The sequence below is a fragment of the Chitinophaga fulva genome, assembly GCF_012927205.1.
GTDB classification, from domain to species: Bacteria; Bacteroidota; Bacteroidia; order Chitinophagales; family Chitinophagaceae; genus Chitinophaga; species Chitinophaga fulva.
The window spans coordinates 349,626-376,481 of record NZ_JABBGC010000001.1 but is presented as its reverse complement, the minus strand read 5'-3'; the positions used below and the strand labels follow the sequence as shown (position 1 = coordinate 376,481).

At 47.6% G+C, this 26,856-nt stretch carries 24 protein-coding genes; 20 read left to right on the top strand and 4 right to left on the bottom strand.

Annotated features, from left to right (window positions below):
* Positions 1–24: 24 nt before the first annotated feature.
* The 15 genes from HHL17_RS01615 (at position 25) to HHL17_RS01545 (ending at position 15,099) form a co-directional block, all read left to right on the top strand.
* Positions 25–801: an alpha/beta fold hydrolase gene (locus HHL17_RS01615; protein ID WP_169223060.1), complete on the top strand. Its 777-nt coding sequence runs from the start codon at positions 25–27 to the stop codon at positions 799–801.
* 117 nt (positions 802–918) lie between these two features.
* Positions 919–1,578 (top strand): CBS domain-containing protein, encoded by a 660-nt coding sequence (locus tag HHL17_RS01610; protein WP_169223059.1) that lies wholly within the window; start codon positions 919–921, stop codon positions 1,576–1,578.
* Between the two features lie 118 nt (positions 1,579–1,696).
* The gene (locus HHL17_RS01605) at positions 1,697–3,136 is read left to right on the top strand and encodes a POTRA domain-containing protein (RefSeq protein ID WP_169223058.1); all 1,440 of its coding nucleotides are present in this window, start codon (positions 1,697–1,699) and stop codon (positions 3,134–3,136) included.
* Between the two features lie 18 nt (positions 3,137–3,154).
* Positions 3,155–4,045 (top strand): NAD kinase, encoded by an 891-nt coding sequence (locus tag HHL17_RS01600; protein WP_169223057.1) that lies wholly within the window; start codon positions 3,155–3,157, stop codon positions 4,043–4,045.
* 170 nt (positions 4,046–4,215) lie between these two features.
* Positions 4,216–5,082, top strand: coding sequence for a type IX secretion system protein PorG (gene porG / locus HHL17_RS01595; protein ID WP_169223056.1), 867 nt, complete (start codon positions 4,216–4,218; stop codon positions 5,080–5,082).
* A gap of 220 nt (positions 5,083–5,302) precedes the next feature.
* Positions 5,303–6,064, top strand: a complete 762-nt coding sequence (locus HHL17_RS01590) for an isoprenyl transferase (protein WP_169223055.1) — start codon at positions 5,303–5,305, stop codon at positions 6,062–6,064.
* Entirely contained in the window at positions 6,045–8,801 is a 2,757-nt protein-coding gene (locus HHL17_RS01585; protein ID WP_169223054.1) for a BamA/OMP85 family outer membrane protein, read from the top strand. Before HHL17_RS01590 ends, HHL17_RS01585 begins: the two co-directional genes overlap by 20 nt.
* A 66-nt stretch (positions 8,802–8,867) precedes the next feature.
* Entirely contained in the window at positions 8,868–9,383 is a 516-nt protein-coding gene (locus HHL17_RS01580; RefSeq protein WP_169223053.1) for an OmpH family outer membrane protein, read from the top strand.
* Positions 9,384–9,444: 61 nt separating this feature from the next.
* The gene (locus tag HHL17_RS01575; protein WP_169223052.1) at positions 9,445–9,954 is read left to right on the top strand and encodes an OmpH family outer membrane protein; all 510 of its coding nucleotides are present in this window, start codon (positions 9,445–9,447) and stop codon (positions 9,952–9,954) included.
* A gap of 188 nt (positions 9,955–10,142) precedes the next feature.
* A complete protein-coding gene (gene rpmH, locus HHL17_RS01570; RefSeq protein ID WP_012788729.1) occupies positions 10,143–10,298 on the top strand; it encodes a 50S ribosomal protein L34 in 156 nt (51 codons plus the stop codon).
* 12 nt (positions 10,299–10,310) lie between these two features.
* Complete coding sequence (locus HHL17_RS01565) at positions 10,311–10,709, top strand: ribonuclease P protein component (RefSeq protein WP_317166564.1); 399 nt, start codon at positions 10,311–10,313, stop codon at positions 10,707–10,709.
* Between the two features lie 91 nt (positions 10,710–10,800).
* Positions 10,801–11,022, top strand: a complete 222-nt coding sequence (gene yidD, locus HHL17_RS01560; protein ID WP_078669980.1) for a membrane protein insertion efficiency factor YidD — start codon at positions 10,801–10,803, stop codon at positions 11,020–11,022.
* Between the two features lie 57 nt (positions 11,023–11,079).
* A complete protein-coding gene (locus tag HHL17_RS01555) occupies positions 11,080–12,756 on the top strand; it encodes a S41 family peptidase (protein ID WP_169223051.1) in 1,677 nt (558 codons plus the stop codon).
* Between the two features lie 146 nt (positions 12,757–12,902).
* Positions 12,903–14,285 (top strand): Gfo/Idh/MocA family protein, encoded by a 1,383-nt coding sequence (locus HHL17_RS01550; protein ID WP_169223050.1) that lies wholly within the window; start codon positions 12,903–12,905, stop codon positions 14,283–14,285.
* Between the two features lie 19 nt (positions 14,286–14,304).
* Complete coding sequence (locus tag HHL17_RS01545; protein WP_169223049.1) at positions 14,305–15,099, top strand: 3-keto-disaccharide hydrolase; 795 nt, start codon at positions 14,305–14,307, stop codon at positions 15,097–15,099.
* Between the two features lie 137 nt (positions 15,100–15,236).
* On the opposite strand, the gene HHL17_RS01540 is transcribed toward HHL17_RS01545, so the two are convergent.
* Positions 15,237–15,842 carry a superoxide dismutase gene (locus HHL17_RS01540; protein WP_169223048.1) on the bottom strand — a complete coding sequence of 202 codons (606 nt, stop codon included), beginning with the start codon at positions 15,840–15,842 and terminating at the stop codon, positions 15,237–15,239.
* 239 nt (positions 15,843–16,081) lie between these two features.
* On the opposite strand from HHL17_RS01540, the gene HHL17_RS01535 reads away from it, so the two are divergent.
* The 3 genes from HHL17_RS01535 (at position 16,082) to HHL17_RS01525 (ending at position 18,420) form a co-directional block, all read left to right on the top strand.
* Positions 16,082–16,786, top strand: a complete 705-nt coding sequence (locus HHL17_RS01535; protein ID WP_169223047.1) for a LuxR C-terminal-related transcriptional regulator — start codon at positions 16,082–16,084, stop codon at positions 16,784–16,786.
* 297 nt (positions 16,787–17,083) lie between these two features.
* A complete protein-coding gene (locus tag HHL17_RS01530; RefSeq protein ID WP_168871163.1) occupies positions 17,084–17,293 on the top strand; it encodes a hypothetical protein in 210 nt (69 codons plus the stop codon).
* A 194-nt stretch (positions 17,294–17,487) separates the two neighbouring features.
* Entirely contained in the window at positions 17,488–18,420 is a 933-nt protein-coding gene (locus HHL17_RS01525) for an SPFH domain-containing protein (RefSeq protein WP_169223046.1), read from the top strand.
* A gap of 72 nt (positions 18,421–18,492) precedes the next feature.
* On the opposite strand, the gene HHL17_RS01520 is transcribed toward HHL17_RS01525, so the two are convergent.
* The 3 genes from HHL17_RS01520 to ligA are packed head-to-tail and all read right to left on the bottom strand — an operon-like array spanning position 18,493 to position 21,756.
* Entirely contained in the window at positions 18,493–19,164 is a 672-nt protein-coding gene (locus HHL17_RS01520) for an acetyltransferase (RefSeq protein ID WP_169223045.1), read from the bottom strand.
* A gap of 41 nt (positions 19,165–19,205) precedes the next feature.
* Positions 19,206–19,646: a nucleoside deaminase gene (locus HHL17_RS01515; RefSeq protein WP_168871166.1), complete on the bottom strand. Its 441-nt coding sequence runs from the start codon at positions 19,644–19,646 to the stop codon at positions 19,206–19,208.
* 4 nt (positions 19,647–19,650) lie between these two features.
* The gene (gene ligA, locus HHL17_RS01510) at positions 19,651–21,756 is read right to left on the bottom strand and encodes an NAD-dependent DNA ligase LigA (protein WP_169223044.1); all 2,106 of its coding nucleotides are present in this window, start codon (positions 21,754–21,756) and stop codon (positions 19,651–19,653) included.
* Positions 21,757–21,921: 165 nt separating this feature from the next.
* On the opposite strand from ligA, the gene HHL17_RS01505 reads away from it, so the two are divergent.
* Positions 21,922–22,641, top strand: a complete 720-nt coding sequence (locus HHL17_RS01505; protein ID WP_169223043.1) for an NUDIX hydrolase — start codon at positions 21,922–21,924, stop codon at positions 22,639–22,641.
* Positions 22,642–23,316: 675 nt separating this feature from the next.
* The gene (locus tag HHL17_RS01500; RefSeq protein ID WP_169223042.1) at positions 23,317–26,715 is read left to right on the top strand and encodes a methylmalonyl-CoA mutase family protein; all 3,399 of its coding nucleotides are present in this window, start codon (positions 23,317–23,319) and stop codon (positions 26,713–26,715) included.
* The last annotated feature ends 141 nt before the right edge of the window (positions 26,716–26,856 follow it).

The following is a 26,856-nucleotide window of genomic DNA, read 5'->3' as shown; positions in this document are numbered from 1 at the left end:
AAAATTGACTTTCAAGATTTGGCAATGGATTACGAAATCAAAACACAGGGTAAGTTTAATTATATAGAAGAAGGAGAAGGAGAACCGCTGGTATTATTGCATGGACTTTTTGGTGCTTTGAGCAATTTCTCGCACATGATCGAGTATTTCCGGCAGTATAACAAGGTTGTGATACCCATGTTACCCCTGTATGATTTAAACATCCTGGAAACGTCTGTTGGCGGGCTGGCGAAGTTTGTGCATAAGTTTATTGAGGCCAGAGGCTACCAGAACATACACCTGCTGGGCAACTCCCTCGGTGGCCATGTGGCACTGGTATACCTGCTGAAACACCCGGAAGCACCAGTTAAGTCGCTGATACTCACCGGTAGTTCCGGCCTGTTTGAGAATGGAATGGGCGAAACTTATCCTAAGAGAGGAGACTATGAATACATCCGTAAAAAAGCGGAACTTACTTTCTATGATCCTAAGATCGCTACCAAGGAGCTGGTAGACGAGATGTTTGAAATTGTGAACAACCGCCTGAAAGTGATTAAGATCATCACCCTTGCAAAGTCTGCTATCCGGCATAACCTGGGCGATGAACTGAAGGATATTCAACAACCTACACTGTTGATCTGGGGCCGCAATGATACCGTTACACCACCTATGGTAGGCGAAGAATTCCAAAAGCTTATACCTAATTCTGAACTGGAATTCATCGATAAATGCGGTCATGCCCCGATGATGGAAGTCCCTGATGAATTTAACAAGATTCTGCACGCTTTCCTGGAAAGACTGAAGACACAGCCAACTGCTTAAAAACGGAGCTGTAAACGCCTATACACCGCCCTCTACAGGTGCGGCTGGCGGCCTGTACGCGTAATTTCTTTTTCTGTTGGAAGATTCTTTGTTATTATTGTGTAAGAATACACGAAAATGACCGCCAGAGAACTCATATCCACCGTGCCAATTCTGCAGCCTTCGGATGCAGGTGCCAAGGCATTGCGCCTGATGAATGAATATCATCTTACGCAATTGCCAATGGTAGTGGAGAATAAGTACATGGCGCTGGTGGAGGAGGATCAGATTATGGACCTGGAGGAGCCGGAAATAAAGCTGGAGTCCATACAATATAACGGTGCCAACCGTCCGGCCATCCAGGAAGGTGCCCATCTCTTCGAGGCGCTGAAGTTGTTTTACGAATTCAAATTGTCTGTACTGCCCGTCGTTACTAAAGAAAACGACTACCTGGGCATTATCACCAAAGATAACCTGTTGGCAGCCCTGGCCCAATATAATGGCGCCAAGGAAGCCGGTGGCATCCTGGCCCTGGAAATGGACCCCAGGGATTATAGCCTCAGCGAAATTGCCCGTATCGCTGAATCCAACGATGTAACCCTGCTTAGCGTGAACACATTAACCGATCCGTCCGGTAAACTGGAAGTACTGCTGAAAACCAACCGTCAGGAGCTGCATTCCCTCGTGGCTACCTATGAACGGTTTAACTACACGATCAAATACATTTATGCTGAAGAACAGGAAGAAGACCTGCTCAAAAAGAACTACGACCTGTTGATGAATTATATCAGCATGTAAGGGCGTCACATTAATTTTCCGGTTATTTGTTGATTATTTTGATGGGGTTTCGTTATCTTCCATGATAAGGACACACATTTAAATAACTTTAGAATTTTCTAAATCAGAGACGCCTACAATGCTGAGATGCTGTTATTACTTGCTGGGAATCATATGCCTGCTCGGCATCGGATTATCCGGCACGGCCGCAGGCCGGAAAGGAGGGGGAGGAGATGGTGCTACAGCACTGGTGCAGGATTCCGGCTACCTGGTTGTCCGAAATATCATTGTTATCGGTAACAAGAAAACCCGTACCTCCATCATACTCAGGGAAATCAGTACTGTGCCGGGAGATACCATCTACCTGAAAGATCTGGCTGAAACGCTGGAAGAACGCCGTAAACAGTTACTCAATACTTCCCTCTTCCTCAATGTCACCGCTAACGTCAAAAACTGGGAAGGCAACAGTGCCGAACTCGTATTTGAAGTATGGGAGCGATGGTACACTTTCGCGTTCCCCATCTTCAAACTGGCCGACCGTAATTTCAACCAGTGGTGGGTGGAGAAAGGACATAAATTCAACCGCCTCAACCTTGGCGTGAAAGGCATGCAGGAAAACCTGACCGGCCGCAACGATGGACTGGATGCGACGCTCCAATTCGGCTACACACAGAAGATATCCCTCGCTTATAATCTGCCCTATATTGATAAAGGCTTCCGTCATGGACTGGGTATCCTGTTTGCATATAGCCGTAACCGTGAGGTGAACAATCTAACGAGCAATAACAAACAGCAGTTTTTCAAAAAGGATGATGAATACCTGCGTCAGGCATATGTGATCGGTCTGCGCTACAGCTATCGTAAGGCCATCAACACACGCCACCAGGTATTTCTTAATTACAACTATGAAAAGGTGGCCGACTCCGTGGCGGTCCTCAATCCCGATTATCTCGGTAAAGGCCGTACCAGTGTACGTTTTATCGACCTAACCTATCGCTTTACCTACATCAAGGCAGATAGCTGGATATACCCGCTTAAGGGTGTCAGTATCATGGGAGAAGCCGGTAAAAGGGGCATTGGGCCGCTCAGTGATATAGATGATGTCCGGTTCCGGCTCAACTTCACCAAGTACTGGCAGGTGCACCGTAAAACCTTTTTATCGCTGGGCATGCGCGGACAGGTAAAATTCTCAGATGAACAGCCCTACATCAACCAACAGGCACTGGGATATGGGGATGATTACCTCCGCGGGCTTGAGTACTACGTGGTGGACGGTACCAGTTTCGCCATACTGAAATCCACGCTGCGACAGGAACTGGTGTCTTTCAAAATCAAGCTTCCCATTGTACCTAAAAAATTCAATACCGTGCCTGTGCGCATCCTGGCCAAAACCTTTGGTGATGCAGGCTACGCCTACAGCAAGTTTCCGGGCAATGGCTTCCTCAATAACCGCTTTCTGTATACCGGCGGCATAGGTCTCGATATTGTTTCTTTCTATGATACCTGTTTACGTATAGAGTACAGCGTTAACCAGTTAGGGCAAAAAGGACTATTTTTACACACCAGTGTAGATATGTAGTCAAAAAAAGTGTTCATTATGCAGGTTGCTCTTTATAGCAGGGGATTTATTTCGGAAGACATAGCCAACATCCGGTTGTTGCTGGATGAATTACAGCGCGCGGAGATCACCGCTACTTTTTACGAACCGTTTTACCGTATCCTGGTACAGTATATTGCTTTTGAAAAGGAACCCGCCCTCTTTTCCTGTGCAGAAGACCTGCCGGGAAAAATAGACTTTCTGATGAGCCTCGGTGGCGACGGTACCCTGTTGGACACAGTGTGTTATGTACGTGACACCAACATCCCTGTGATCGGGATTAACTTCGGGCGGCTGGGATTTTTAGCCAGTATCGGTAAAGATGAAATCCATGCGCTGGTACAGGCGCTGCTGGACCGTACCTACATGGTAGACCAGCGGTCGCTGATACACCTCGATGCCAATGTGCCGCTGTTTGGTGAAATTCCATATGCATTAAATGAATTTACCATACATAAGAAAGATACTTCCGCGATGGTGAAAATCCATACGTACCTGAACGGCGAGTTTCTGAACACTTATTGGGCAGATGGCCTGATCGTGTCCACACCTACGGGATCTACCGGTTATTCCCTGAGCTGCGGAGGCCCGATCGTTTTCCCGGACGCCGGTAATTTTGTGATCACCCCGGTGGCGCCGCACAACCTCAATGTGCGCCCTATCATTGTTCCTAATGAAAGCGTTATCTCTTTTGAGGTGGAAGGCCGGAGCGACCAGTTTCTGTGTACGCTGGACAGCCGTATGGAAACTATTGACAGCTCTGTGCAGCTGGCCATCAAAAAAGAGCGGTTCAAAATTAGCCTGTTGCGGCTCGATGAAAGTAATTTCCTCCATACCCTGCGCAATAAATTGCTCTGGGGCATTGATGCCCGGAACCGGATCAAAATATGAGTGCCGGATATAATATTTGTTAAATATATTCCTACATTTACAAATGTATTGCCTGTTGATTGTAAATTCAATTGTGCCTGTGAAGTGGTTTGATAAGTAAGCTGTTAGCATAAATGATCGGTCACACATTAAATAAATCCGGCATTATTGCGTTTAAGTAGAACTGATTTATGCTGAAACCTTTTTTATATCCTAAAAACTTCGTGCTATCGTTCCTATTGGCGATCATTTGCCTGTTGGCCGGTGAAGCGAAAGCACAAAATGAACTGGAATATGTAGGGGAGTTGGGAATATCGATCGGCGGGGCGCAATATTTCGGGGATTTGAATACCAGGGGGGCTTTGAATACCATCAAGCCGGCAGTAGGTGTTTACTACCGTAAATACCTGAACGAATATGTGGGCGTGCGTGCCCATGCCCGTTTTATGCAATTGGGTTATTCAGACGCATATAATAAAAATGAATTTGAGCGCCGCAGGAACCTCAGTTTTAATACGGATGTATTTGAGCTGGCCCTGCAGGGCGATTTTAATTTTTTCAAGTTTGAGCCGGGGACGCTCGACCATCGTTTTTCCCCGTATTTGTCTGGCGGCGCCAGTATTTTCCATTTTAACCCTTACGCCTATATGGACGGGGTTAAATATTATCTCCAGCCCATGCGTACGGAAGGGCAGGGATCGGCCCTTTATCCCGACCGTAAGCCTTACAGCCTTGTTTCTTATGCCTTCCTGATTGGCGGAGGCTTCAAGTATAATATATCAAAAAAAGTGAATGTGGGTCTGGAAGCGTTGTACCGTTTTACGCAGACAGACTATCTGGATGATGTAAGTACCACTTATGCAGGACCGGGGGCATTTCCGACATTGTCTAACGGGCAGCCCAGTGTGGCCTACCGGCTGCAGGACCGGTCGTACGTAACCGGTGAACCTATTGGTGTTACCGGCCGGCAGAGGGGCAATAGCCGCGATAAGGACCAATATCTTACCATAGAGCTCACGATCAGTATTCTGTTCACCTCCTACAACTGTAAATTTTAATTTACCGTTAAAATACTTTCTACGGGCCGGCATTTCTTGCCTCCAGATAGCCCGGTTATACCGCCGAAATTCCCGAAAATCCCCGCTGGTATTGAATTCGCTGTTAAAACTACGTTAAAACAGGGGGTCAAGCTTTGCTAAAAAAGTCATTGCTCTATTTTTGTATCTTTGCACACTTTTAGTAAATCTGTATAAACTGATATAATACGCCTGACACAAAATGAGCTTGAAGGATAAATTAGACTTACAACGGTTACCCCGCCATATCGCCATTATCATGGACGGTAACGGCCGTTGGGCTAAGGAGCGTGGACAAGACAGGCTGTATGGGCATCACGAAGGCGTGGAAAGTGTGCGCAATATCGTAGAAACCTGTGCAGAACTTGGAATAGGCTACCTGACCCTGTATGCTTTCTCTACTGAAAACTGGGATCGCCCCGTTTACGAGGTGAACGGTATTATGGAATTGCTCGTAAATACCATCCGGAAGGAGGTAGGGACCTTATCCAAAAATAATATCAGGCTGAGTGTCATCGGAGACATGAGCATGCTGCCCCCCCAGGCCCAACAGGAAATGGAAGAGGCTATCGCGCTGACCAGCCACAATACCGGCCTTAATCTTATCATGGCCCTCAGCTACAGTGCCCGATGGGAAATAGTGAATGCTGCCCAGAAAATCGCTCTGGATGTGAAGAAAGGAACCCTCGACCCGGCTTCCGTAACGCCGGATGTATGGGAAAAATATCTCTGTACTGCAGGATTGCCCGACCCGGAATTAATGATCCGTACCAGTGGAGAATGCCGGATCAGCAATTTCCTGCTATATCAACTGGCTTACGCGGAACTGTACTTTACAGATACCCGTTGGCCGGACTTCCGCAATGAACATCTTTACCAAGCCATCTTAAATTATCAAACCAGAGAACGGCGCTTTGGCAAAACAAGCGAACAAATTCAGCAGAATGAAGAAATTATTTCCTAAGGGCCTTCTGGCTATAGCATTATGTTGCAGTGCAGGCATACGTGTATCCGCTCAACAGAAAGATACCGTACCCCCCGTACAGCCACCCGCTAATCCGCCGGTAATTTCCCCGAGCATGGCTAATCCGCAACAGTACGAGATTGCAGATATCACCGTTGCCGGTACCCAATACCTGGATAAAGCATTACTGCTGTCACTCTCCGGCCTCAGTGTAGGCGATAAGGTGGTATACCCCGGGGGAGACCAGTTTACCAAGGCTATCCAAAGCCTCTGGTCCCAGCGCCTCTTCGCTGACGTGACCATCTACGTTACCAAAATCGAAGATGGTAAAATCTGGCTGGAAATCGGCCTGACGGAAATGCCCCGTATGAACAGCTTTCAGTTCAAAGGCATCAAAAAAACAGAAGCTGACGATATCGCCACCAAAGCCGGTCTCCGTAAAGGTACCGTGGTAACCCCCGCGCTTAAACAGAACGTGATCGGCGTGGTTCATAAATTTTATGCTGACAAAGGTTTCGGCAACGCTACCGTAAGAACGGAAGAAAGAAAAGACAGTGGCCAGGTAAACTCCATGGGCCTCGTTTTCTATGTGAATAAAGGCAATAAGGTACGTATCGACAATATCAACTTTGTTGGTAACTACAACATCCCCGATTCCAAGCTGAAAAAGAGAATGAAGGGCACCAAAGAACGTACCCGCTTCACCCTGTACCCTGATACCCAACAGGTGTATGTGGATTCTCTGGCCCAACCGGACGACTTCTGGAAAACTTACGGTTTCCTGCAGCCAACCCGTGCACTGGATAAGCTGGACCCTTACTTCCGCTTTAAACTCTTCAGCTCTGCTAAATTCAACGAAGCCAAATACATCGAAGATAAAGGCAAAGTAGTGAGCTACTATAACTCCAAAGGTTACAGGGACGCGCTCATTACCAAAGACACCACCTACAAGTCCAGCGCCAGCAACCTGAATATTGACCTGGCTGTCTCCGAAGGTAAAAAATACTATTTCGGCGATATCACCTGGAAAGGCAATACCCGTTACAGCGACTCCGTACTGACCCGTATCCTGGGTATCAAAAAAGGGGACGTGTACAACCTTGAACTGCTGGAAAAAAGACTGGGTAAACAAATGTCACAGGAAGGCGGCGACATCACCGGCTACTACATGGACTACGGTTACCTCTTCTTCCAGATCGACCCCGTGGAAATCGGCATCCGTGGCGATACCATCGACTATGAGATCCGTTTACGTGAAGGTCCGCAGGCTACCATCAAAGAAGTACGCATTGCAGGCAACGAAAAAACCAATGAACACGTAATCCGCCGTGAGCTGCGCACCATCCCTGGTGAAAAATTCAGCCGCGCTGACCTGATCCGTTCTAACCGTGAAATTGCCAACCTTGGCTTCTTCAACCCGGAAAAGATCGGTATGAACCCGGTGCCTAACGTGGCCGACGGTACAGTGGATATCGACTATACAGTAGAAGAGAAAGCCAATGACCAGCTGGAACTGTCTGCCGGTTGGGGTGGTTATATCGGTTTGACCGGTACCCTGGGTGTAACGTTCAACAACTTCTCCCTGCGTAACATCTTCCGTAAAGAAACATGGGACCCGCTGCCAAGCGGCGATGGCCAGAAACTCTCTGTCCGCGTGTCTTCCAACGGTAAAGCATACCGCTCTTACAACTTCTCCTTCACAGAGCCATGGCTGGGCGGTAAAAAACGTAACCAGTTCTCCGTTAGCTTCTACAGCAGCTATCAGAACCCATACGCTTACAGCAACTACTACGCTAACATTTATAATCAGAACAATACTACCACCGACGGTCACTTTAAAGTGTTGGGTGCTTCCGTATCACTCGGTAAGCAGCTGAAATGGCCGGATGACTTCTTCACGCTGATCTATTCTGTCAACTACCAACAGTACAAGCTGAAGAACTATAACTACTTCGGTATCCCTGGTTTTGATAACGGTACTTCCAATAACCTTAACCTGAAGTTTACCCTGGCGCGTTCATCTGTGGACCAGCAGATCTTCCCGCGCAGTGGTTCCAACTTCATGCTGTCTGCCCAGTATACGCCTCCGTACTCTGTGTTCGACCCGGGAAAGGACTATACGAAAGATCCGATCTCCAAGCAGTTTAATTTTATCGAGTACCAGAAATACCGCTTCAATGCAGAATGGTACGTACCATTGAGCCGTCCGATGGGTAGCGACAACAAAACTTTCGTGTTGAAAGTGGCAGCCAAATTCGGTTATATCTCCCGGTACAACAACCGCACTACGCTGTCTCCGTTCGGCCGCTTTGAGCTGGGTGGCGATGGTCTGAGCAACTTTGCGATCTATGACCGTGATATCATCTCCCAGAGAGGTTATCCCGTGTATTATACTTCCGATCCGAGCCTGAACCCGGAATCCGGTCAACCGGCTGATTACCGTGGATTCACCGTGTTCAACAAATATGTGATGGAGCTGCGTTATCCGTTCAGCCTGAACCCCAGCTCTACTATTTTTGGCCTGGCGTTTATCGAGGCAGCTAACGGTTACCGTGATATGCAGGATTACAATCCTTTCAGGCTGCGTCGCTCTGCTGGTATCGGTATGCGCTTCTATCTGCCGATGTTTGGTCTGCTTGGATTTGATTATGGTATAGGATTTGACCGTATCAAGTCCGGCGGTGGCCTGAAGGATGCGGCTAAGTTTACCTTCATGCTCGGCTTTGAACCAGAATAATTGTGAAATAAATTTATATATTGCAAAGATTAACCGGTTTCCCGGAAGCCAAAACTCTATAGTAGCATGAAGAAAATATTTATTACAGCGGCCTTAGTACTGGCCATGGCAGGTGCAGCGAGTGCACAGCGCTATTGTGTGATAGATACCAAATATATTCTGGAGAGTATTCCTGAGTACAAGGACTCCCAGAAAAAGCTGGATGCAGTGGCAGAACAATGGCAGAAAGAAATTGATGTCAAGTTCCAGGAAGTGGATAAAATGTATAAGTCTTACCAGGCGGAGCAGGTGATGCTTACAGAAGAGCTGAAACGCAAGCGGGAAGACGAGATTGTGGTAAAGGAGAAAGAAGCCAAGGACCTGCAGAAGAAACGTTTCGGATATGAAGGGGACCTGTTTAAAAAACGGGAAGAGCTGGTAAAACCGATTCAGGATAAGATCTACAATGCTGTTCAGAAGCTTTCTGCCAGCCGGATGTATGACTTTGTACTGGACAAGGCAGGCGGCACTACCGTGATTTTCTCAGATCCTAAACTGGATAAAAGCGAGGAAATATTGAAATCGCTGGGCGTAAAGAAATAATTATCTTGTACCTATTTTTTAACTAATAAGTATTAAATTTTTTTTAAACACAGACAACATCATGAAGAAGTTCGTAATTATTGCTTTCGTAGCAGTTACCGGTTTGTTCAGCGTGAATGCAATGGCCCAGTCCAAAGTAGCACATATCAATGCGCAAGCGCTTGTAGGTAGCATGCCGGAAGCCAAAAAAGCTGAGACTGATCTCCAGACTTATGCACAAAGCCTGGAAGCTGAGGGCAAAACAATGGTGGATGAGTACACTAAAAAAGTAAAAGAATTCGACGACAAAGCGGCCAGCATGACTGAAAATATGAAAGAAATCAAAGGCCGTGAAATCCAGGACGCTCAGAAACGTATCCAGGACTACCGCGAAAGAGCAGAAACACAGGTACAGCAGAAACAACAGGAGCTGCTGAAACCTATCTACGATAAAGCCCGTAAAGCGATCGAAGATGTTGCCAAAGAGAAAGGTTACGGTTATGTAATCGACAGCTCTGCTGGTCTGCTGCTGGTGTCTCCTACGGCTGACGACCTGCTGCCTGCAGTAAAAACCAAACTGGGTATCAAATAATTAACTTTGTTAATATAAGAGATGGAATACGGCTGGTGCTGTATTCCATTTTTTATTCCGGAAGCAGGTATTTTGGGATTTATTTTACTTTTTGAATTATTTCTGCTACCTTTGCCTTCCGTTTTAAAAAATAGTATCTCCGCAAGGGGAGTCTTTTAGTATAGTACAGGTAAAAACATAAAAAAGAAATGAAACGTACTTTTCAACCGCATAACAGACGCAGAAAGAGCGTTCACGGCTTCAGAAAGAGAATGGAAACTGCCAACGGCCGTAAGGTACTGGCTTCCCGTAGAGCAAAAGGTCGTAAGAAGCTGACTGTTTCTGACGAGCGTAAGCTGAAATAATCCAGTAGCTAAATACTATTTGCCATAAAAACTTATTCTTTTACAAAAGAGGAGAGGTTAAAGAGCAGAAAACTTATTGAAACGCTTTTTCGTGAAGGAAAAGCGTTTTCTGTTTTCCCGTTCCGTATCATTTACCTGCCCGTCAAGGAGCTGCCGGTAAATAAATACCCGGTGCAGGTGGGCTTTAGTGCCTCCTCCCGGCGTTTTCCCCATGCAGTAGACCGTAACCGCATCAAACGTCTCGCCCGTGAGGCCTGGCGTCTTCAAAAGCAGGGATTGTATGACCACCTGCGCAACGAATCCCGCCAACTAGCCGTTTTCCTCGTTTATACCGACAAAAAAATCACGGATTTTTCTACCCTGCACCACAAAATTTCGGTAATTTTAGAGAAATTGAAGAATAGCTACTAGCTTGTTGCTGTTAGCTTTTAGGGAATGCTGGGAAGTTGTTTTACTAAAAGCCGACACCCCTGCCGGCTATTGGCCTAAAAGCGATGCTACTATGAAGCGCTGGTTAAGTTATCCGTTTATCTTCCTGATTAAAGTATATCAGTGGCTGATCTCTCCGCTGCTCGGCGCCAAATGCCGCTATACGCCCACCTGCTCTCAATATGGACTGGAAGCGTTCCGGAAATATGGCGTTTTTAAAGGAGGCTATCTCACGATAAAACGTATTTTGTCGTGCCATCCCTGGGGAGGGCACGGTTATGATCCGGTTCCCTGACACCGCGCCGAATTCAGCCGCTAACGATCATCATTATTCATCTTATACCCTCTTTGCATGCGTGCATTTTTGAATAAAAGAAAGAAATTACTGGCAGCCCTGCTGCTGCTGATCACCGCTGGCGGCCTCTTCGCCTATAATGAAAGCGACCGCTATTTCCAGATCGCCAAAAACCTGGATATCTTCGCCGCCTTCTACCGGGAGCTGAACACCTACTACGTAGATGACCTGCCGCCGGAGAAAGTGATGCATCGTGGCATTGAGGCCATCCTGGAAGAAACAGACCCATTCACCGATTTTGTGACCGAAGAAAACCTGGACGACCTGAAGTTCATGGCCACCGGTAAATACGGCGGGGTAGGGGCTTCTATCAATAAAAACGGAGAATGGACCACCATCACCGATGTGTATGAAGGCAGCCCGATGGACAAAGCCGGCGTGAAACCCGGGGATATCATCGTTACCATGGATGGTAAATCGGTGAAAGACACCCCCCAGGAAGACATCAGCAAAATGTTGAAAGGCGCTCCCGGCACATCGCTCGACATCCTGTTCAGGAACCCGGTATCAGGAAAGGAGTCTCCCAAAAAAATTATACGGGAAGAAATCAATGTAAAACCTGTCAGCTACTCCGGCTTGGTAGGCAAAGACATCGCTTATATCCGGATGACCCAGTTCACCGAAAACAGCGGCGCTATGGTACGCAACGCTTTTCAGCAGCTGAAACAGGCCACCCCTGGTCTTAAAGGCGTGATACTTGACCTGCGTGGCAACCCCGGCGGCCTGCTCGATGAGGCGGTAGTAGTGTCCAACATCTTCGTGGACAAAAACAAGCTGATTGTAAGTACCAAAGGCAAAGTAAAAAACTGGGACCGTAACTACGAAACCTCAGAGACGCCCCTGGATATACATATTCCGTTGGCAGTGCTGACCAACCATTCTTCCGCTTCCGCCGCAGAAATCGTGGCAGGGGCCGTTCAGGACCTCGACAGGGGCCTGGTGATCGGGCAGCGCTCCTATGGCAAGGGACTGGTGCAAACGACCCGTCAACTGCCTTATAACACCAAACTGAAAGTCACCACCGCTAAATATTATACGCCCAGCGGCCGCTGTATACAGGCCATCGACTACTCCCATCGTAATGACGATGGCAGCGTTGACTATGTGCCCGATTCCCTGAAAAAGACATTTCATACCGTCAACGGCCGTACGGTAAAAGATGGCGGCGGTATTGAACCGGATACCCTGGTATCTCCCACGTACATCAGCCAGGTATCTGCCACCCTGCTGCGCAAACAGTTCATATTCGACTACGCTACCAGCTATTATTACAGTCATCCTAAAGTAGCGCCGGCAGCTGATTTCGCACTCACCGATGACGAATTCGCGGATTTTGAGCGTTACCTGGACAACAAGGACTATAGCTATAAAACCCGTAGTGAAGACGCTTTGGAGAATTTCAAGAACACAGCCAAACGTGAAAAATACTACGATGCCGTGTCTAAAGAGCTGGAGCAACTGGAGCAGAAGATGAAACATGATAAGAAACAGGACCTGCTGAAAAATAAAACCGAGATTAAACGCCTGCTGGAAGAAGAAATCACCAACCGGTACTATTCACAACATGGCCGCATCGCCAAATCGCTGGTATGGGACCGTGACGTAACTACCGCAGCAGCCATGCTGCGCGATCCATCGGTATATAAACAGGCGCTCAGCACCAGCCGCAAGTAAATCCAACCACATAAAATATTAGCGCAAAGCCTGCTTCCCTTGTCCGGAGCAGGCTTTCGTATGTTTAAAATTATGATTTCCCATTTATTGTTTTTATTTTAACAAACGCATTCATCAATTTCTTCCATTAAAGTAAAAAGATATACATGCCAGTAAATTCCAACGAAAGCTCACGCCGGCATTTTATCAGCAAATTTGCAAAAGGTGTGGTGGGGGCTTCTTTATTGCCTAGCATCATTACAGCAGCTGACAGAAAACGGAACGTTGAATCACTCTCACGACTAAACGAAAAATACAGTGCCAATGACCAGATTCAGGTGGCATTGATTGGCGCCGGTGGCATGGGCACAGCAGATGCCAACACCGCGATCACCGTACCCGGTGTGAAACTGGTGGCAGCCTGCGACCTGTATGACGGCCGCCTGGCGGATGCCAAAAAGAAATGGGGCAATGATATCTTCACGACCCGTAACTACAATGAAATCCTTGACCGTAAAGATATCGATGCGGTGATCATTGCAGTGCCGGACTTCTGGCATAAGGAGATTTCTGTGGCAGCGATGAACAAAGGCAAATCTGTTTATTGCGAAAAGCCAATGGTACATGATGTGACTGAAGGCCCTGCCGTAGTGGACGCACAGAAAAGAAACAGCAAGGTAGTGTACCAGGTAGGCAGCCAGGGCATGAGCTCACTGGGCAACGAAAAAGCCCGTCAGCTGCTGAAAGACGGTGCTATCGGTAAACTGAACTATGCTGAAGGCTTCTGGGCACGTATGTCGCCCACCGGCGCCTGGCAGTATCCTATTCCGGCAGATGCTTCCACCAAAACGGTTGACTGGGACGCTTACCTCAAAAACGCGCCCAAGCGCGCTTTTGACCCGCTGCGTTTCTTCCGCTGGCGTAACTACAAAGACTATGGTACCGGCGTTTCCGGTGACCTGTTCGTGCACCTGTTCTCCAGCCTTCACCTGGTGACCGGCTCCATCGGGCCTAATAAAGTAATGGCTACCGGTGGCCTGCGTTACTGGAAAGACGGCCGTGAAGTACCGGATATCATGCTCGGTATGTTTGATTATCCTGAAACAGCTATCCATCCTGCGTTTAACCTGTCACTCCGCGTCAACTTCGTTGATGGTACCGGTGGTACCAACTACCTGCGCATGGTGGGCAGCGAAGGTTCCATGACCGTAGAATGGGACCGGGTAACGTTGTACCGCAACAGAATAGCGGCAGACGAGAATGATCCGCTGGCAGCCGCCAACGCCGCTGCGGATGCCGCCAAATCGTATACCTATCACCGTGCGGACATGTTGCCTCCCGATAAAATGGTATATGAAGCAGATAAAGGCTATAAAGGTGCGCATTTTGATCACTTCTACAACCTGTTCAATGCCATGCGTACCGGCGGTAAAGTAGCGGAAGATCCGTTGTTCGGCTTCCGTGCAGCCGCACCGGCGTTACTGTGTAACGAAAGTTATTTCAACAATAAGATCATTCAGTGGGACCCACAGAACCTGAAAGTTGTTTAATCATAAAAACGTGAACCATATGAAGAAGTTTTTAGTACCTGCCTTGTCCGTTATGGCTGCTACCGTGATGTCATGCGGCGGAGGCGCTACCAAAGAAGCAAAAGATTCAACGGCCGTAAAGGATTCGGTGATAACCGCCGCACCCTCTTCAACAGCGGTGGACACTGCTGCCATTACTTCCCTCAGCGATGCTGATAAAGCAGCGGGCTGGCAGTTATTGTTCAACGGCACCAGCAAAGATGGTTGGCGTGGGTTTAAGAACAAGCCTACAGAACCATGGGTAGTGGAAAACGGTGTTTTGCACTGCCTGGGCAGCACAACCGATAAAAGTGATAAACGTGGTGACCTGATCACCGATAAAGAATACGAAAACTTTGAACTGACGGCCGACTGGAAGCTGGCGGCTAAAGGTAACAGCGGTATCCTGTATATGGTAACAGAAGAATTTGATGCACCGTACCTGAGTGGCCCGGAGTATCAGATCATTGATGACAACAACTTCCCGGAGAAACTGGAAGACTGGCAGAAGACCGGCGCTAACTATGCCATGAATCCTCCGCTGGTGGCTGCTTCCAATCCTATCGGACAGTGGAATACCACCAAAATCATCGTCAACAAAGGACATGTAGAGCACTGGCTGAATGGTCAGAAAACCGCTGAATATGACCTGTGGACAGACGAGTGGAAGAAACACAAAGCAGAAGGTAAATGGAAAGATGCCAAAGGCTACGGGATGTCTAAAAAAGGCCACATTACGTTGCAGGACCATGGCAGCGAGATCTGGTTCAAGAACATCAAGATCAAAGAGATTTAGGAATTTTTTGATTTGCGAATTTTTTGATTTCGTAAACTAATAAAAAAGCAGACCGAAGCGAATCACTCGCTTCGGTCTGCTTTTTTATTGCTGATCCGCGAAATCAAAAAATTCGCAAATCAAAAAATCCCTAAATATTATTGGGCAGCTTCGTATCTTTTGTTGATAGCGTTCCAGTCAACCACGTTCCAGAATGCATTCAGGTATTCCGGACGACGGTTTTGATATTTCAGGTAATAAGCGTGTTCCCACACGTCAACACCGAGGATAGGAGTGCCTTTTACTTCAGCAACGTCCATCAGCGGGTTGTCCTGGTTAGGGGTGGAAGAAACTTCCAGTTTACCGTCTTTTACCAGCAGCCATGCCCAGCCGGAACCGAAGCGGGTAGCGCCGGCAGCGTTGAACTTCTCTTTGAAGGCATCAAAAGAACCAAAAGTGCTGTTGATGGCTTCAGCCAGTTTACCGGTAGGTTGGCCACCGGCATTAGGAGCGAGGCTGGTCCAGAAAAAGCTGTGGTTCCAGTGGCCACCGCCGTTGTTTCTTACAGCAGGGCTGATTTTTCCAGCATTTGCCACCAGTTCTTCCAGGGATTTGTTCTCATTCTCAGTGCCGGCAATCGCTTTGTTCAGATTGTCAACATATGCCTGATGGTGCTTACCGTGGTGAATTTCCATTGTCAATTTATCAATATGCGGCTCTAACGCATCGGTAGCGTAGGGTAAGCTCGGGAGTGTAAATGCCATAACTCTTATTTTTATTGGGTTTGAAAATATTATTTACAGATAGTCGCCAAATTTACTGCCAATCCGTTAAAAATCAATTTCAATTTTCAATTACTAAATTAGGCCCCGTCCAATGCTGTGTCATATTGAAAATTATTTTATATTTACATATACTCGGTTTAAAAAGGACGTAACATCAGACATGTTTTTTCGTATGTGCCTGACAGTTGTTTACCTATTGTTTGTTTAAAACGTATAGTATGCATACAGGCTCGGACTTAGGGCAAAACCTTTCCCTCACCGCCTTGCAAAAGGAAAATGAGCAGCTAAAAGATCGTCATCAATGGTTGGAGAGCATTGTAAACAGTGTACCTGCCATGCTTTATTGTTATGATAACAATAACAAAACCATTACCTGGTGCAACCATTATCTGGCGGCAGCATTTGGCTATGCTCCTGCGGAGATGACGGGTTTAGGGATGGATTTCTTCCGGCATATCATGCATCCGGATGATTTTAAGATGGCGAGCGTAGCTCAGCAATCATTCATAGACAATAAGAGCCATTTCGGTGGCGTGGCCCGCATCCGTAAGAAAGGGGACACGGACTACCGCTGGCTTCTTGGGATGGAAGTACCCTTTACATGGGACAGCCATGGGAAGGTAAAAGAGATCATCTGTGCTTTCCTGGACCTCACCAATGCCATTGATACCAATGCCCAACTGACGGTGGCGCTGAATGAGATACTGCGCCGGCAGAACGAAAACCTGTTGAACAAGCTCACCCCACGTGAAAAGGATGTGCTGGGACTGGCTGTACAGGGGCTCAATAACAAGGAGATTGCCAACTCCCTGAACCTAAGCCGTTACACTGTTGAGACCCATCGCAAAAATATCCGGCTGAAACTGAAGGTGCGTAATACCACAGAGCTGGTGGCCATCGCCCGGAAGATAGGCTTTCAATAATTGGCCTTAAAGGTAAAATAGTATCAGTTTTTCTTGTTTTAGCATCGTTTTTTTATTGCCCTCAGCATTTACCATTAAGGATGAAAAGTATATTAATAAATTGTATATTGTTGATTGTCAACCTTTGCGATTGCAAAAAGTGCGAAGTTTTTTTTGCTAAACCTTGCTAAATTTTCATAAAAATACCCAAGGTTGGGTATTTGCTTGCTTTTGTATCTCCACTAATTTAGTGAATCAAAAAGAAGTATGTTTTTTAAACATCCGGACATGATTATTGGCTGAAATACCCCTATCACTATGATAACCGAGGAAAGAGCATTTTATATCTTACAACTGGACCAAACTGCCACCGCAGAAGAGATCGTTGAGCGTTATGAAAATTTGAAGGACCAGTACAGAAAGATCAAGGACGAGACGGAAGATCTGAGGACCCGGCTGGCCTACCAGCTGAAACAAATTGAACTGGACGATGTGTTCATATACTTCAGAAGAAAACAGCGGATCTAATTAACTCAGCTTTTTATAATTTTCATTCATTGTCTTTTTAAGCTCAGTTTTTCATCCATTGTTTGTCTTCATACAAACGCCCTCAAAATTAACCTGCTTTTAGCTTGCCGGTATTCCCTTGCCCTTCCTGAACATTGCGGTTTATTTGATTATATTTAGGCCATCAAACCCTACCCTAACCAAAAAAACGCATTATGAATGTATTTCTGATGATCCTGGGATTTCTGGCACTGATAGTAATCTTATCTTCTTTTGTGACCGTACAGCAGGGCAATGTGGCTATTACCACTATTTTCGGTAAATATAGCCGGATACTGTTTCCCGGTCTGAACTGGAAAATACCCCTGATTGAAAAAGTCTTTAAGAAAATTTCCATCCAGAACAGATCAGTAGAGCTGGAGTTTCAGGCCATTACGATAGACCAGGCCAACGTTTATTTTAAAGCGATGCTGCTGTATTCCGTATGGAACCAGGATGAAGAGACCCTGAAAAACGTAGCTTTTAAGTTCATGGATGAAAGAAGCTTCATGCAGGCGCTGGTACGCACCATCGAAGGATCTATCCGTGGTTTTGTGGCCACCAAAAGACAGGCAGAAGTACTCGGCCTGCGTAAGGACATTACGGAGCACGTAAAAGAACAGATAGACAAAACCCTGGAAGAGTGGGGCTTTCACCTGCTCGATCTCCAGATGAATGATATTACTTTTGATGAAGTGATCATGAAATCCATGGCACAAGTGGTAGCTTCCAACAACCTGAAAGCTGCCGCAGAAAACGAAGGCCAGGCGCTATTGATCACTAAAACCAAAGCTGCTGAGGCAGATGGTAACGCTATCAAAATTGCTGCGGAAGCAGAACGCCAGGCCGCACAGTTGCGTGGTATGGGTGTAGCCCTGTTCCGCGAAGAGGTGGCCAAAGGTATGACCACAGCCGCTAAAGAAATGCAGCAGGCCAATCTCGACACTTCTGTGATCCTCTTCTCTATGTGGACGGAAGCCATTAAAAACTTTGCAGAGAACTCCAAAGGCAACGTTATCTTCCTCGATGGCTCTTCTGAAGGCATGGACCAAACCATGAAACAGATGATGGCAATGAATAAACTGATGCAGAATAAAACGGAAAAATAAAAAGTTCCATATACTAAGGCGCCCGGCAGTATGAAACTGCCGGGCGCCTTTTATTTTGACTGGTATTTACATTTACAGATACTTGTCTCCCGCCTTGCGTTCTCCCATTTTACGGGCAGGTACGCCATACCAGATACTGAAAGATGTAACCGGTTTAAGCACTACGGCACCAGCTCCAACGATGCTTTGCTCACCAATGCTGATACCGTGTTTTACCACGGCGCCAATGCTGACAGCCGTATATGCCCCGATGGCCACATTACCGCCGGTAACTACCCGTGGAGCTACGCTGGCATAGCTATCCATATGGTTGTCGTGGTCTATACAGGCAGCCGTATTAACAATACAGTGATCGCCTATGTTTGCATTGGTATTGATTACTGCATTGGCCGCAATTACATTGCCATGGCCGATATTGGCAGTATCGGATATCACGGCGGAAGGGTGAATGGCATTGATAAACTCAAAGGATGGCGCGATGGCCTGTATTTTGGCTACTACCTGACTGCGTATCCAGTTGTCACCGATACCTACAATTCCTCCTGTTATCTGATGTGCAGCCATCAGTTCCGGCAGGTCCTGTTCCCCTCCCAAAACGGTCAGGTCACCAAAGCACACCGTCCCTTTTTTTATGAAGGCATCAATAAACCCCACCACCCGGTACCCGGGCATCTGTGAAAGGATATCCGCTACGACCTTGCCATGGCCGGAAGCGCCAATGACAACGATATTTTTTCTGTGCATAAATTCCGGTCTCTCAATAAATGTTTGGTTCAGAAATATGGTTAGCGTTTTTGCTCAAAAAAGGTTTTCATCAGTTGCAGGCTCTCTTCCTTACAAGGGCCGGCTTCCAGCTTTGTTTTTGGATGGAAGGGCGATCGTTCGCCGGTGGCGCGCCGGTAACTGTTCTTGTCGTCCGCCGCTGCATAAACGATACGGCCGATCTTGCTCCAGTACAAGGCGCCGGCACACATCAGGCACGGCTCTACGGTAACATACAGCGTGGCCTCCATCAGGTATTTACTGCCCAGCGTATTAAATGCGGCGGTCAGTGCGATCATTTCTGCATGGGCGGTGCAATCATTCAGCCGCTCTACCTGATTATGCCCGCGGCCAATCACCTGGTTATTGAGCACTACTACCGCACCGATGGGCACTTCTCCGTCTTCAAAAGCCTTGTGCGCTTCTTTCAGCGCCTGCTTCATATAATAAGTATCGTCAATCATAATCCTATTTAATCATCTCCAGGAACTCATCTTCTGTGATAATCCTGATGGTGTTGATTTTTTTTGCTTTCTCCAGTTTACTGCCGGCTTCTTCGCCTACTACGAGGTAGTTGAGCTTACTGCTCACGCCGCTCACGATTTTACCGCCTTGTTGTTCCACCATTTCTTCTGCTTCACTGCGTTTCAGTTTGTGCAGGGTACCGGTGAAGAGGAAGGTTTGATCAGCGAGGTTGCCGCCGGTATGGCGCTCACTCTTGGTGTTGGTCATGTTGATGCCCAGCGATGCCAGTTTCTCCAGCATATGGATGTTGTCGTCATTGGTGAAGAAGGCCCGGATGGAGCCGGCAACTTTAGGGCCGATATCTTCCAGTGCAAGGATCTGTTCTTCTGTCCAGTTGCGCAGGTCCATAATGTTGCTAACGGCATTGGCCAGGGTTTTGGCGGTTGTTTCACCTACGTAACGGATACCGAGGCCGAAAATGAGCCGGTGCAGGGGCTGCGACTTGGATTGGTCGATCGCTGTTTGCAGATTGCTGAGCGATTTTTTGCCAAAGCCTTCCATGGCGCCGATCTTTTCGAAATCCAGTTCATAAATGCCGGGGATATCTTTCATGAGGCCCTGTGCATAGAATTTACGGACATTGCTTTCCCCGAAACTTTTGATGTCCATGGCGTCTTTGCTGACGAAGTGGATCATCCGTTCTACTACCTGTGCTTCACAGTTGATATTGGTGCAACGCAAAACGCTTTCCCCTTCCGGTTTTACGAGTTGATCGTTACAAACGGGGCATTGGGTGGGGAATACGATATCCGTTTCCTCTCCGGTGCGGAGGTCAGCGACGGACTTAACGATGTAGGGGATTACGTCGCCGGCTCTTTCTACCAGCACCATATCGCCCAGTTTAAGGTCTTTCTCCCGGATAACATCTTCGTTAAAGAGGGAGATAGAAGATACTGTCACACCGCCGATGTGAACAGGGTCTATCTTGGCCACCGGTGTGATGGAACCGGTACGGCCTACCTGGAACTCCACTGCACGGAGGCGGCTGGTAGCCTGACGGGCTTTGAATTTATAAGCGATGGCCCAGCGGGGGTGGTGGGTGGTCATTCCCAGTTTATCCTGCAGGGCATAGTCATTTACTTTGATCACCATACCATCGATTTCGTAGGGCAGGTTGTCACGTTCTGCTTCAAACTGAAGGCAGTAATCGATGACTGCCTGAACGCCTTTCACTACTTTTTTCTCTTTGGCAGGGCTGCGGAAACCGAGGGTGGACAAGAGGTCCAGGGTACCGCTGTGCGTTTTGATGGCATCCGGTTCCTGTTGGCCTGCTTCCATGGTATGATAGCTCATATGGTAGAGAAACGCTTCCAGACCGCGTTTGGCCACTTCATTGGGGTCTACCATGCGCAATGAGCCGGAGGCGGCATTACGTGGATTAGCCAGCGGTGGCAGGTTTTCAGCGATACGTTTATCATTGAATGCCTTGAAGGTATTTTTGTTGATCAGCACTTCCCCTCGTATTTCTATCTGATGAATACCATATTTGGAGAAGCTGGCAGACAGCGGGATGGAGCGGATCTGACGGATATTGGTGGTGATGTCTTCACCGGCGATGCCATCGCCGCGGGTGGCCCCTCGGGTCAACCGGTCGTTCTCATAAATAAGGGAGATGCTGGCGCCGTCGAACTTAGGTTCTATACAATATTCTATCTCCTGTAATCCTGCGGCTTCCCGGGCTTTGCGGTCCCAGTCAATAAGGTCGTCTGCATTATAGGAGTTCTCAAGACTAAGCATGGGCACGAGGTGCTGTACCGTCACAAATTCTTTGGTAAGGCCTTTGGCCACACGCTGGGTAGGGGAGTCCGGACTGATGAGATCAGGATGTTCTGTTTCCAGTTTCTTCAGCCAGGCAAAGAGTTGGTCGTACTCATAGTCACTGAGCACGGGATCACTCTGTACATAATAGCGCCAGTCGTTGTAGGTGATGACCCGGCGTAATGCCTCCAGGGTTTCGTCAATGGAATGCAGCAATGTTTGTTGCTGCTGGTGCTTCAGCAGGTCTTTGGCCAGCTTTGCCAGGGTTATTTCTATTTCCTTTGTGTACATAATGCTTGATACTGAGCTGTAAAAATAAACTTATCTTTCCGCTTCGCTAAAACAAAGCAAAAAATTCGGTCTTTTTGCTTTTAATGTCCCGTTTTTTTCTTTCATTTGGATTATGAACACCTTAGCACAAGGTTTAAGACGATAATTGTAATTCCACGTATTTTTATGATGTCTATGTACACCAAAAACATCAATACTCACCTTGTTGAGATTAAGAGTTATTTCAAGGTTGCCATATCGGTAGATTGTGTCATTTTCGGATTTAACGGAAATGAGCTGAAAGTGCTGCTGATTGAGTCTGACCTGAAGGAATATAAAGGAAAATGGTCATTATTGGGAGATGTGGTGCGGCCGGATGAAGAGCTGGACGAAGCAGCCTACCGGGTGTTGAAAGCACGTACGGGACTGGATGATTTGTACATGGAGCAGGTGCAGACATTTGGGGCTATCAACCGCCACCCTGCCGGTCGTGTGATCACGGTGGCGTATTATTCGCTGGTGAACATCGAACATGTGGAACTGAAAAACCATAATAATGACCTGCACTGGCATTCGGTGAAAGACCTGCAAAACATGGCTTTTGACCATAAGCAGATACTGGATACCTGCCACGAGCGCCTGAAACAACAGGTAATGGTGCAGCCAATCGGATTTAACCTGCTGCCCAAGAAGTTCTCTCTGCGTGAATTACAGAACCTCTATGAAGCTATACTGGATGTGGAACTGGACCGTCGTAACTTCCGGAAGAAGTTCCTGTCTATGGACCTGCTGATGGACCTCAATGAGGAAGAGGAAGATGTGCCACACCGCCCTGCCAAACTATACAAGTTCAATTTCGATAAATACGACCAGCGCAAAAAACGCTACCTGGGTATTGGGTTTTGATCTCCCGGTGCTGCTAATTGGCAGCCTGTGAATGCATGATACTTGTCTCTATTTTGAGATGATATTTTTTTAGCCTCCCGGTGGATGTCCACCCAAATTCCTGTTAATATATATGTCGGTGAAATCCTCTGCCAGGAAGGATTAAGCGCCTCATGTCCCGTGGTGCGGACGTTTGAACTTATTTCTCCATAAAAAGGGAAAAAAAGTTTGTTTTTAACAAAAATTTAAGTAAGATTGTGTAAGATATACACACCTTGAAAAAAAGGTGGGATGAAAACCAGAATTTAAATCGTATTTGTACGTTTTTGCCATTGAGTCGGAGTTAGAAATTTTCCATTTATCAAGTATGCCAGAAAAAAATCAATTAAGTATCTATCAATAGTTTGATTTTATAGTTCCACGTTATGAAACAAGAAGGCCGCTGAGCACTTTTGTAAGTGTCTTATTTTCTACGCTTTCCCTTGTACAGTGATTTGTACAGGGGAAAGTTGTTTTAGGGAAAAACTAACCCATCCGCAGTATGCTTAAATAATTTGCAACAGGAATCTTTTTCCGTTTGATCTCTTCTAAACCCCTGTTACTCCTGTATTTCAGGCAGTTTTTCCGTAACTTGCATAGCTCGCAAAGTTGGTAATCTGGCAAAGGATAGCTCCTTTGTGTGAAAAAGCATCTCATATGTCATATACACCACAACATAAGGTACGTATTGTAACCGCAGCAGCACTATTCGACGGGCATGATGCCGCGATCAATATCATGCGGCGTATCATGCAGGCTAAAGGCGCCGAAGTGATCCACCTGGGGCATAACCGCTCAGCTGCGGAAATAGTAGACTGTGCGGTACAGGAAGACGCACAGGGCATAGCCGTCACCTCCTATCAGGGTGGGCACGTGGAATTTTTTAAATACATGTATGACCTGCTGCAGGAAAAGGGCTGCGGGCATATTAAAATCTTCGGCGGTGGCGGTGGTACTATTCTGCCTGCTGAAATAGAAGAGCTGCATGCTTACGGCATAGCTCGCCTGTACTCTCCCGACGATGGCCGCCAGATGGGCCTCGAAGGTATGATTGAAGACCTGATCAGCCAGTGCGATATCGCCGTTACACCCTTGACCAGTGGGGGCAGTGTGGAAGATATCCCGCAGCTGAAGAAAAGTAAAAACCCGAAAATCATTGCCCGCGCTATCAGTCTCGCGGAAAACGATATACCGGTAGCGCTGCTGAGTGGCGCTAAAGCCCGCAAGGCCGTTACCGTAGATGCTGACGAAGGTACGCACATCACCAGCACACCGGCAGATAAAACCTCTCCGGTACTGGGTATCACCGGCACCGGCGGCGCTGGTAAGAGTAGCGTAACAGACGAACTGGTACGCCGCTACCTGACTCATTTTTCTGATAAGACGGTGGCCGTTATCTCGGTAGACCCTTCCAAGAAAAAGACGGGCGGCGCCCTGCTGGGCGACCGTATCAGGATGAACGCCATTCATCACCCACGGGCCTACATGCGTTCCCTCGCTACCCGCGAAAGCGATAAAGCCATCAGTGAACATATCCAGGAAGCGATCGACATCTGTAAACTGGCAGGCTTCGATTTTATCATCCTCGAAACATCCGGTATCGGTCAAAGCGATACGGCCATCACCGACTACTGCGATGTGTCGCTCTATGTGATGACACCGGAATACGGCGCGGCTTCCCAGCTGGAAAAAATCAACATGCTGGACTACGCCGATGTGATCGCCATCAACAAGTTTGATAAAGCCGGCGCCCTCGATGCCCTGCACGATGTGCGCAAACAATATAAACGTAACCATACCCTGTGGACGGCAAAGGATGAAGAACTGCCAGTGGTGGGCTCCATCGCCTCTCAGTTCAACGACGCGGGCATCAATCTGCTCTTTGAAAGGGTGATGGAAAAAGTAGTGGAAAAAACCGCCGCTCCTTTCGGCCCGATGGCGCATGAAAGCCTGAAATCCACCACTACCAAATCCCAGATCATCCCTCCGGCAAGGGTACGTTACCTGGCGGAAATCGGCGAAGCTATCGCCGACTACAGCAAGTGGGTGGATGAGCAATGTAAAATCGCCACTCAACTGTATCAGATAGCGGGCGTTATAGCAATAGATGCTTCTAAAGCTCCGTTGCTGGCCGATATCCAGACGAAACTCTCTGAAGCGCTTCATCCGGAATGCAAAAAACTGGTGGACGAATGGCCGGCACTGCTGAAAAAATATGCAGCGGACAACTACGAATTCCAGGTAAGAGACAAGGTGATCAAATTACCACTGTTCACCGAAAGCCTCAGCCATAGCCGTATTCCGAAGGTAAGTCTGCCTAAGTACAACGATTGGGGAGATATCCTGCGGTGGCAGCTCACCGAAAACCTGCCAGGAGAATTCCCTTATGCTGCCGGCGTATTCCCGCTTAAACGCGAAGGAGAAGATCCTACCCGTATGTTTGCCGGTGAAGGCGGTCCGGAAAGGACGAACAAACGGTTCCACTACGTATCGCTCGATCAGCCGGCCAAACGCTTGTCCACCGCATTCGACAGCGTGACGCTCTACGGAGAAGACCCGGCCGTACGTCCGGATATCTACGGAAAGATTGGTAACTCCGGCGTAAGCATTGCCACGGTAGATGATGCCAAGAAACTGTACAGCGGTTTCGATCTCTGCGATCCGAAAACATCGGTGTCTATGACCATCAATGGTCCAGCGCCTATCCTGCTGGCCTTCTTCATGAATGCAGCCATCGATCAGCAGTGTGAAAAATATATCCACGAAAATGGACTGACCGAACAGGTGCAGGCTACCATCCGCGAGAAATTCAAAGATCATCCGCTGCCGCATTATAATGGCGACCTGCCGGCCGGCAACGACGGCCTCGGCCTGTCATTGCTCGGCATCTCCGGTGAAGAGGTATTGCCCCGCGAAGTGTATCAAAAAATCCGCGCCCACGCCCTCAGTACCGTCCGTGGTACTGTACAGGCAGACATCCTGAAGGAAGATCAGGCACAAAACACCTGTATCTTCTCCACTGAATTTGCCCTGAAACTCATGGGCGACGTGCAGGAATATTTTATTACGCAGAAAGTCCGCAACTTCTACTCTGTCAGCATTTCAGGATACCACATCGCTGAAGCCGGCGCCAATCCTATCACGCAGCTGGCCTTCACCCTGGCCAACGGTTTCACCTATGTGGAATACTACCTGAGCCGCGGTATGCATATCGATGATTTTGCGCCTAACCTGTCATTCTTCTTCAGCAATGGCATGGACCCTGAATATGCCGTGATAGGCCGCGTAGCGCGCCGTATCTGGTCTAAAGCCATTAAATACAAATACAAGGGCAACGATCGCTCCCAGAAGCTGAAATACCATATTCAGACTTCCGGCAGAAGCCTCCACGCACAGGAGATCGACTTCAACGATATTCGCACCACGCTGCAAGCGCTGTATGCGATATACGATAACTGTAACTCCCTCCATACCAACGCTTACGATGAAGCCATCACCACGCCTACGGAAGAAAGTGTGAGAAGGGCGATGGCCATACAGCTGATCATCAACCGCGAACTGGGCACTGCTAAAAACGAAAACCCTGTACAGGGCTCTTTCTTTATCGAAGAACTGACCGATCTCGTGGAAGAAGCCGTGCTGGCAGAATTTGAACGCATCACCGAACGCGGTGGCGTACTCGGCGCCATGGAAAGGATGTACCAACGTAATAAAATCCAGGAAGAAAGCCTCTACTATGAGTCACTGAAACATACCGGTGAATACCCTATCGTAGGGGTGAATACGTTCCTGAACAAAAATGGCTCTCCTACCATTATACCGGCAGAGGTGATCCGCTCCACCACAGAGGAAAAGGATTTCCAGATTAAAACACTGGAAGCCTTCCAGCACCGTCATCAACAGAAAAACGCTGCAGCCCTGAAACAGCTGCAACAGGTAGCCATCAATAACGGAAACCTTTTTGCAGAACTGATGGAAACCGTGAAACACTGTTCCCTCGGACAGATCACCCATGCGTTGTATGAAGTGGGTGGACAGTACCGCCGTAACATGTAACTGTGATAGCCATGATGAGTGCTGATTCGCCTGATGGGCGGAGATAAAAGAAGACAATCATTGATTTATTTTAATGGGCTGGCCTTGGGTCGGCCCATTTTTTTGCACATTCGCTACAGATTCGTAAATAAAGCTGTTTCC

What these genes read in the sequence shown, in the direction of transcription:
- HHL17_RS01615 (WP_169223060.1), top strand. Translation starts at nt 25, where the DNA reads ATGGATTACGAAATCAAAACACAGGGTAAGTTTAATTATATAGAAGAA.
- HHL17_RS01610 (WP_169223059.1), top strand. Translation starts at nt 919, where the DNA reads ATGACCGCCAGAGAACTCATATCCACCGTGCCAATTCTGCAGCCTTCG.
- HHL17_RS01605 (WP_169223058.1), top strand. Translation starts at nt 1,697, where the DNA reads ATGCTGAGATGCTGTTATTACTTGCTGGGAATCATATGCCTGCTCGGC.
- HHL17_RS01600 (WP_169223057.1), top strand. Translation starts at nt 3,155, where the DNA reads ATGCAGGTTGCTCTTTATAGCAGGGGATTTATTTCGGAAGACATAGCC.
- porG (WP_169223056.1), top strand. Translation starts at nt 4,216, where the DNA reads ATGCTGAAACCTTTTTTATATCCTAAAAACTTCGTGCTATCGTTCCTA.
- HHL17_RS01590 (WP_169223055.1), top strand. Translation starts at nt 5,303, where the DNA reads ATGAGCTTGAAGGATAAATTAGACTTACAACGGTTACCCCGCCATATC.
- HHL17_RS01585 (WP_169223054.1), top strand. Translation starts at nt 6,045, where the DNA reads ATGAAGAAATTATTTCCTAAGGGCCTTCTGGCTATAGCATTATGTTGC.
- HHL17_RS01580 (WP_169223053.1), top strand. Translation starts at nt 8,868, where the DNA reads ATGAAGAAAATATTTATTACAGCGGCCTTAGTACTGGCCATGGCAGGT.
- HHL17_RS01575 (WP_169223052.1), top strand. Translation starts at nt 9,445, where the DNA reads ATGAAGAAGTTCGTAATTATTGCTTTCGTAGCAGTTACCGGTTTGTTC.
- rpmH (WP_012788729.1), top strand. Translation starts at nt 10,143, where the DNA reads ATGAAACGTACTTTTCAACCGCATAACAGACGCAGAAAGAGCGTTCAC.
- yidD (WP_078669980.1), top strand. Translation starts at nt 10,801, where the DNA reads ATGAAGCGCTGGTTAAGTTATCCGTTTATCTTCCTGATTAAAGTATAT.
- HHL17_RS01555 (WP_169223051.1), top strand. Translation starts at nt 11,080, where the DNA reads ATGCGTGCATTTTTGAATAAAAGAAAGAAATTACTGGCAGCCCTGCTG.
- HHL17_RS01550 (WP_169223050.1), top strand. Translation starts at nt 12,903, where the DNA reads ATGCCAGTAAATTCCAACGAAAGCTCACGCCGGCATTTTATCAGCAAA.
- HHL17_RS01545 (WP_169223049.1), top strand. Translation starts at nt 14,305, where the DNA reads ATGAAGAAGTTTTTAGTACCTGCCTTGTCCGTTATGGCTGCTACCGTG.
- HHL17_RS01540 (WP_169223048.1), bottom strand. Translation starts at nt 15,842, where the DNA reads ATGGCATTTACACTCCCGAGCTTACCCTACGCTACCGATGCGTTAGAG.
- HHL17_RS01535 (WP_169223047.1), top strand. Translation starts at nt 16,082, where the DNA reads ATGCATACAGGCTCGGACTTAGGGCAAAACCTTTCCCTCACCGCCTTG.
- HHL17_RS01530 (WP_168871163.1), top strand. Translation starts at nt 17,084, where the DNA reads ATGATAACCGAGGAAAGAGCATTTTATATCTTACAACTGGACCAAACT.
- HHL17_RS01525 (WP_169223046.1), top strand. Translation starts at nt 17,488, where the DNA reads ATGAATGTATTTCTGATGATCCTGGGATTTCTGGCACTGATAGTAATC.
- HHL17_RS01520 (WP_169223045.1), bottom strand. Translation starts at nt 19,164, where the DNA reads ATGCACAGAAAAAATATCGTTGTCATTGGCGCTTCCGGCCATGGCAAG.
- HHL17_RS01515 (WP_168871166.1), bottom strand. Translation starts at nt 19,646, where the DNA reads ATGATTGACGATACTTATTATATGAAGCAGGCGCTGAAAGAAGCGCAC.
- ligA (WP_169223044.1), bottom strand. Translation starts at nt 21,756, where the DNA reads ATGTACACAAAGGAAATAGAAATAACCCTGGCAAAGCTGGCCAAAGAC.
- HHL17_RS01505 (WP_169223043.1), top strand. Translation starts at nt 21,922, where the DNA reads ATGATGTCTATGTACACCAAAAACATCAATACTCACCTTGTTGAGATT.
- HHL17_RS01500 (WP_169223042.1), top strand. Translation starts at nt 23,317, where the DNA reads ATGTCATATACACCACAACATAAGGTACGTATTGTAACCGCAGCAGCA.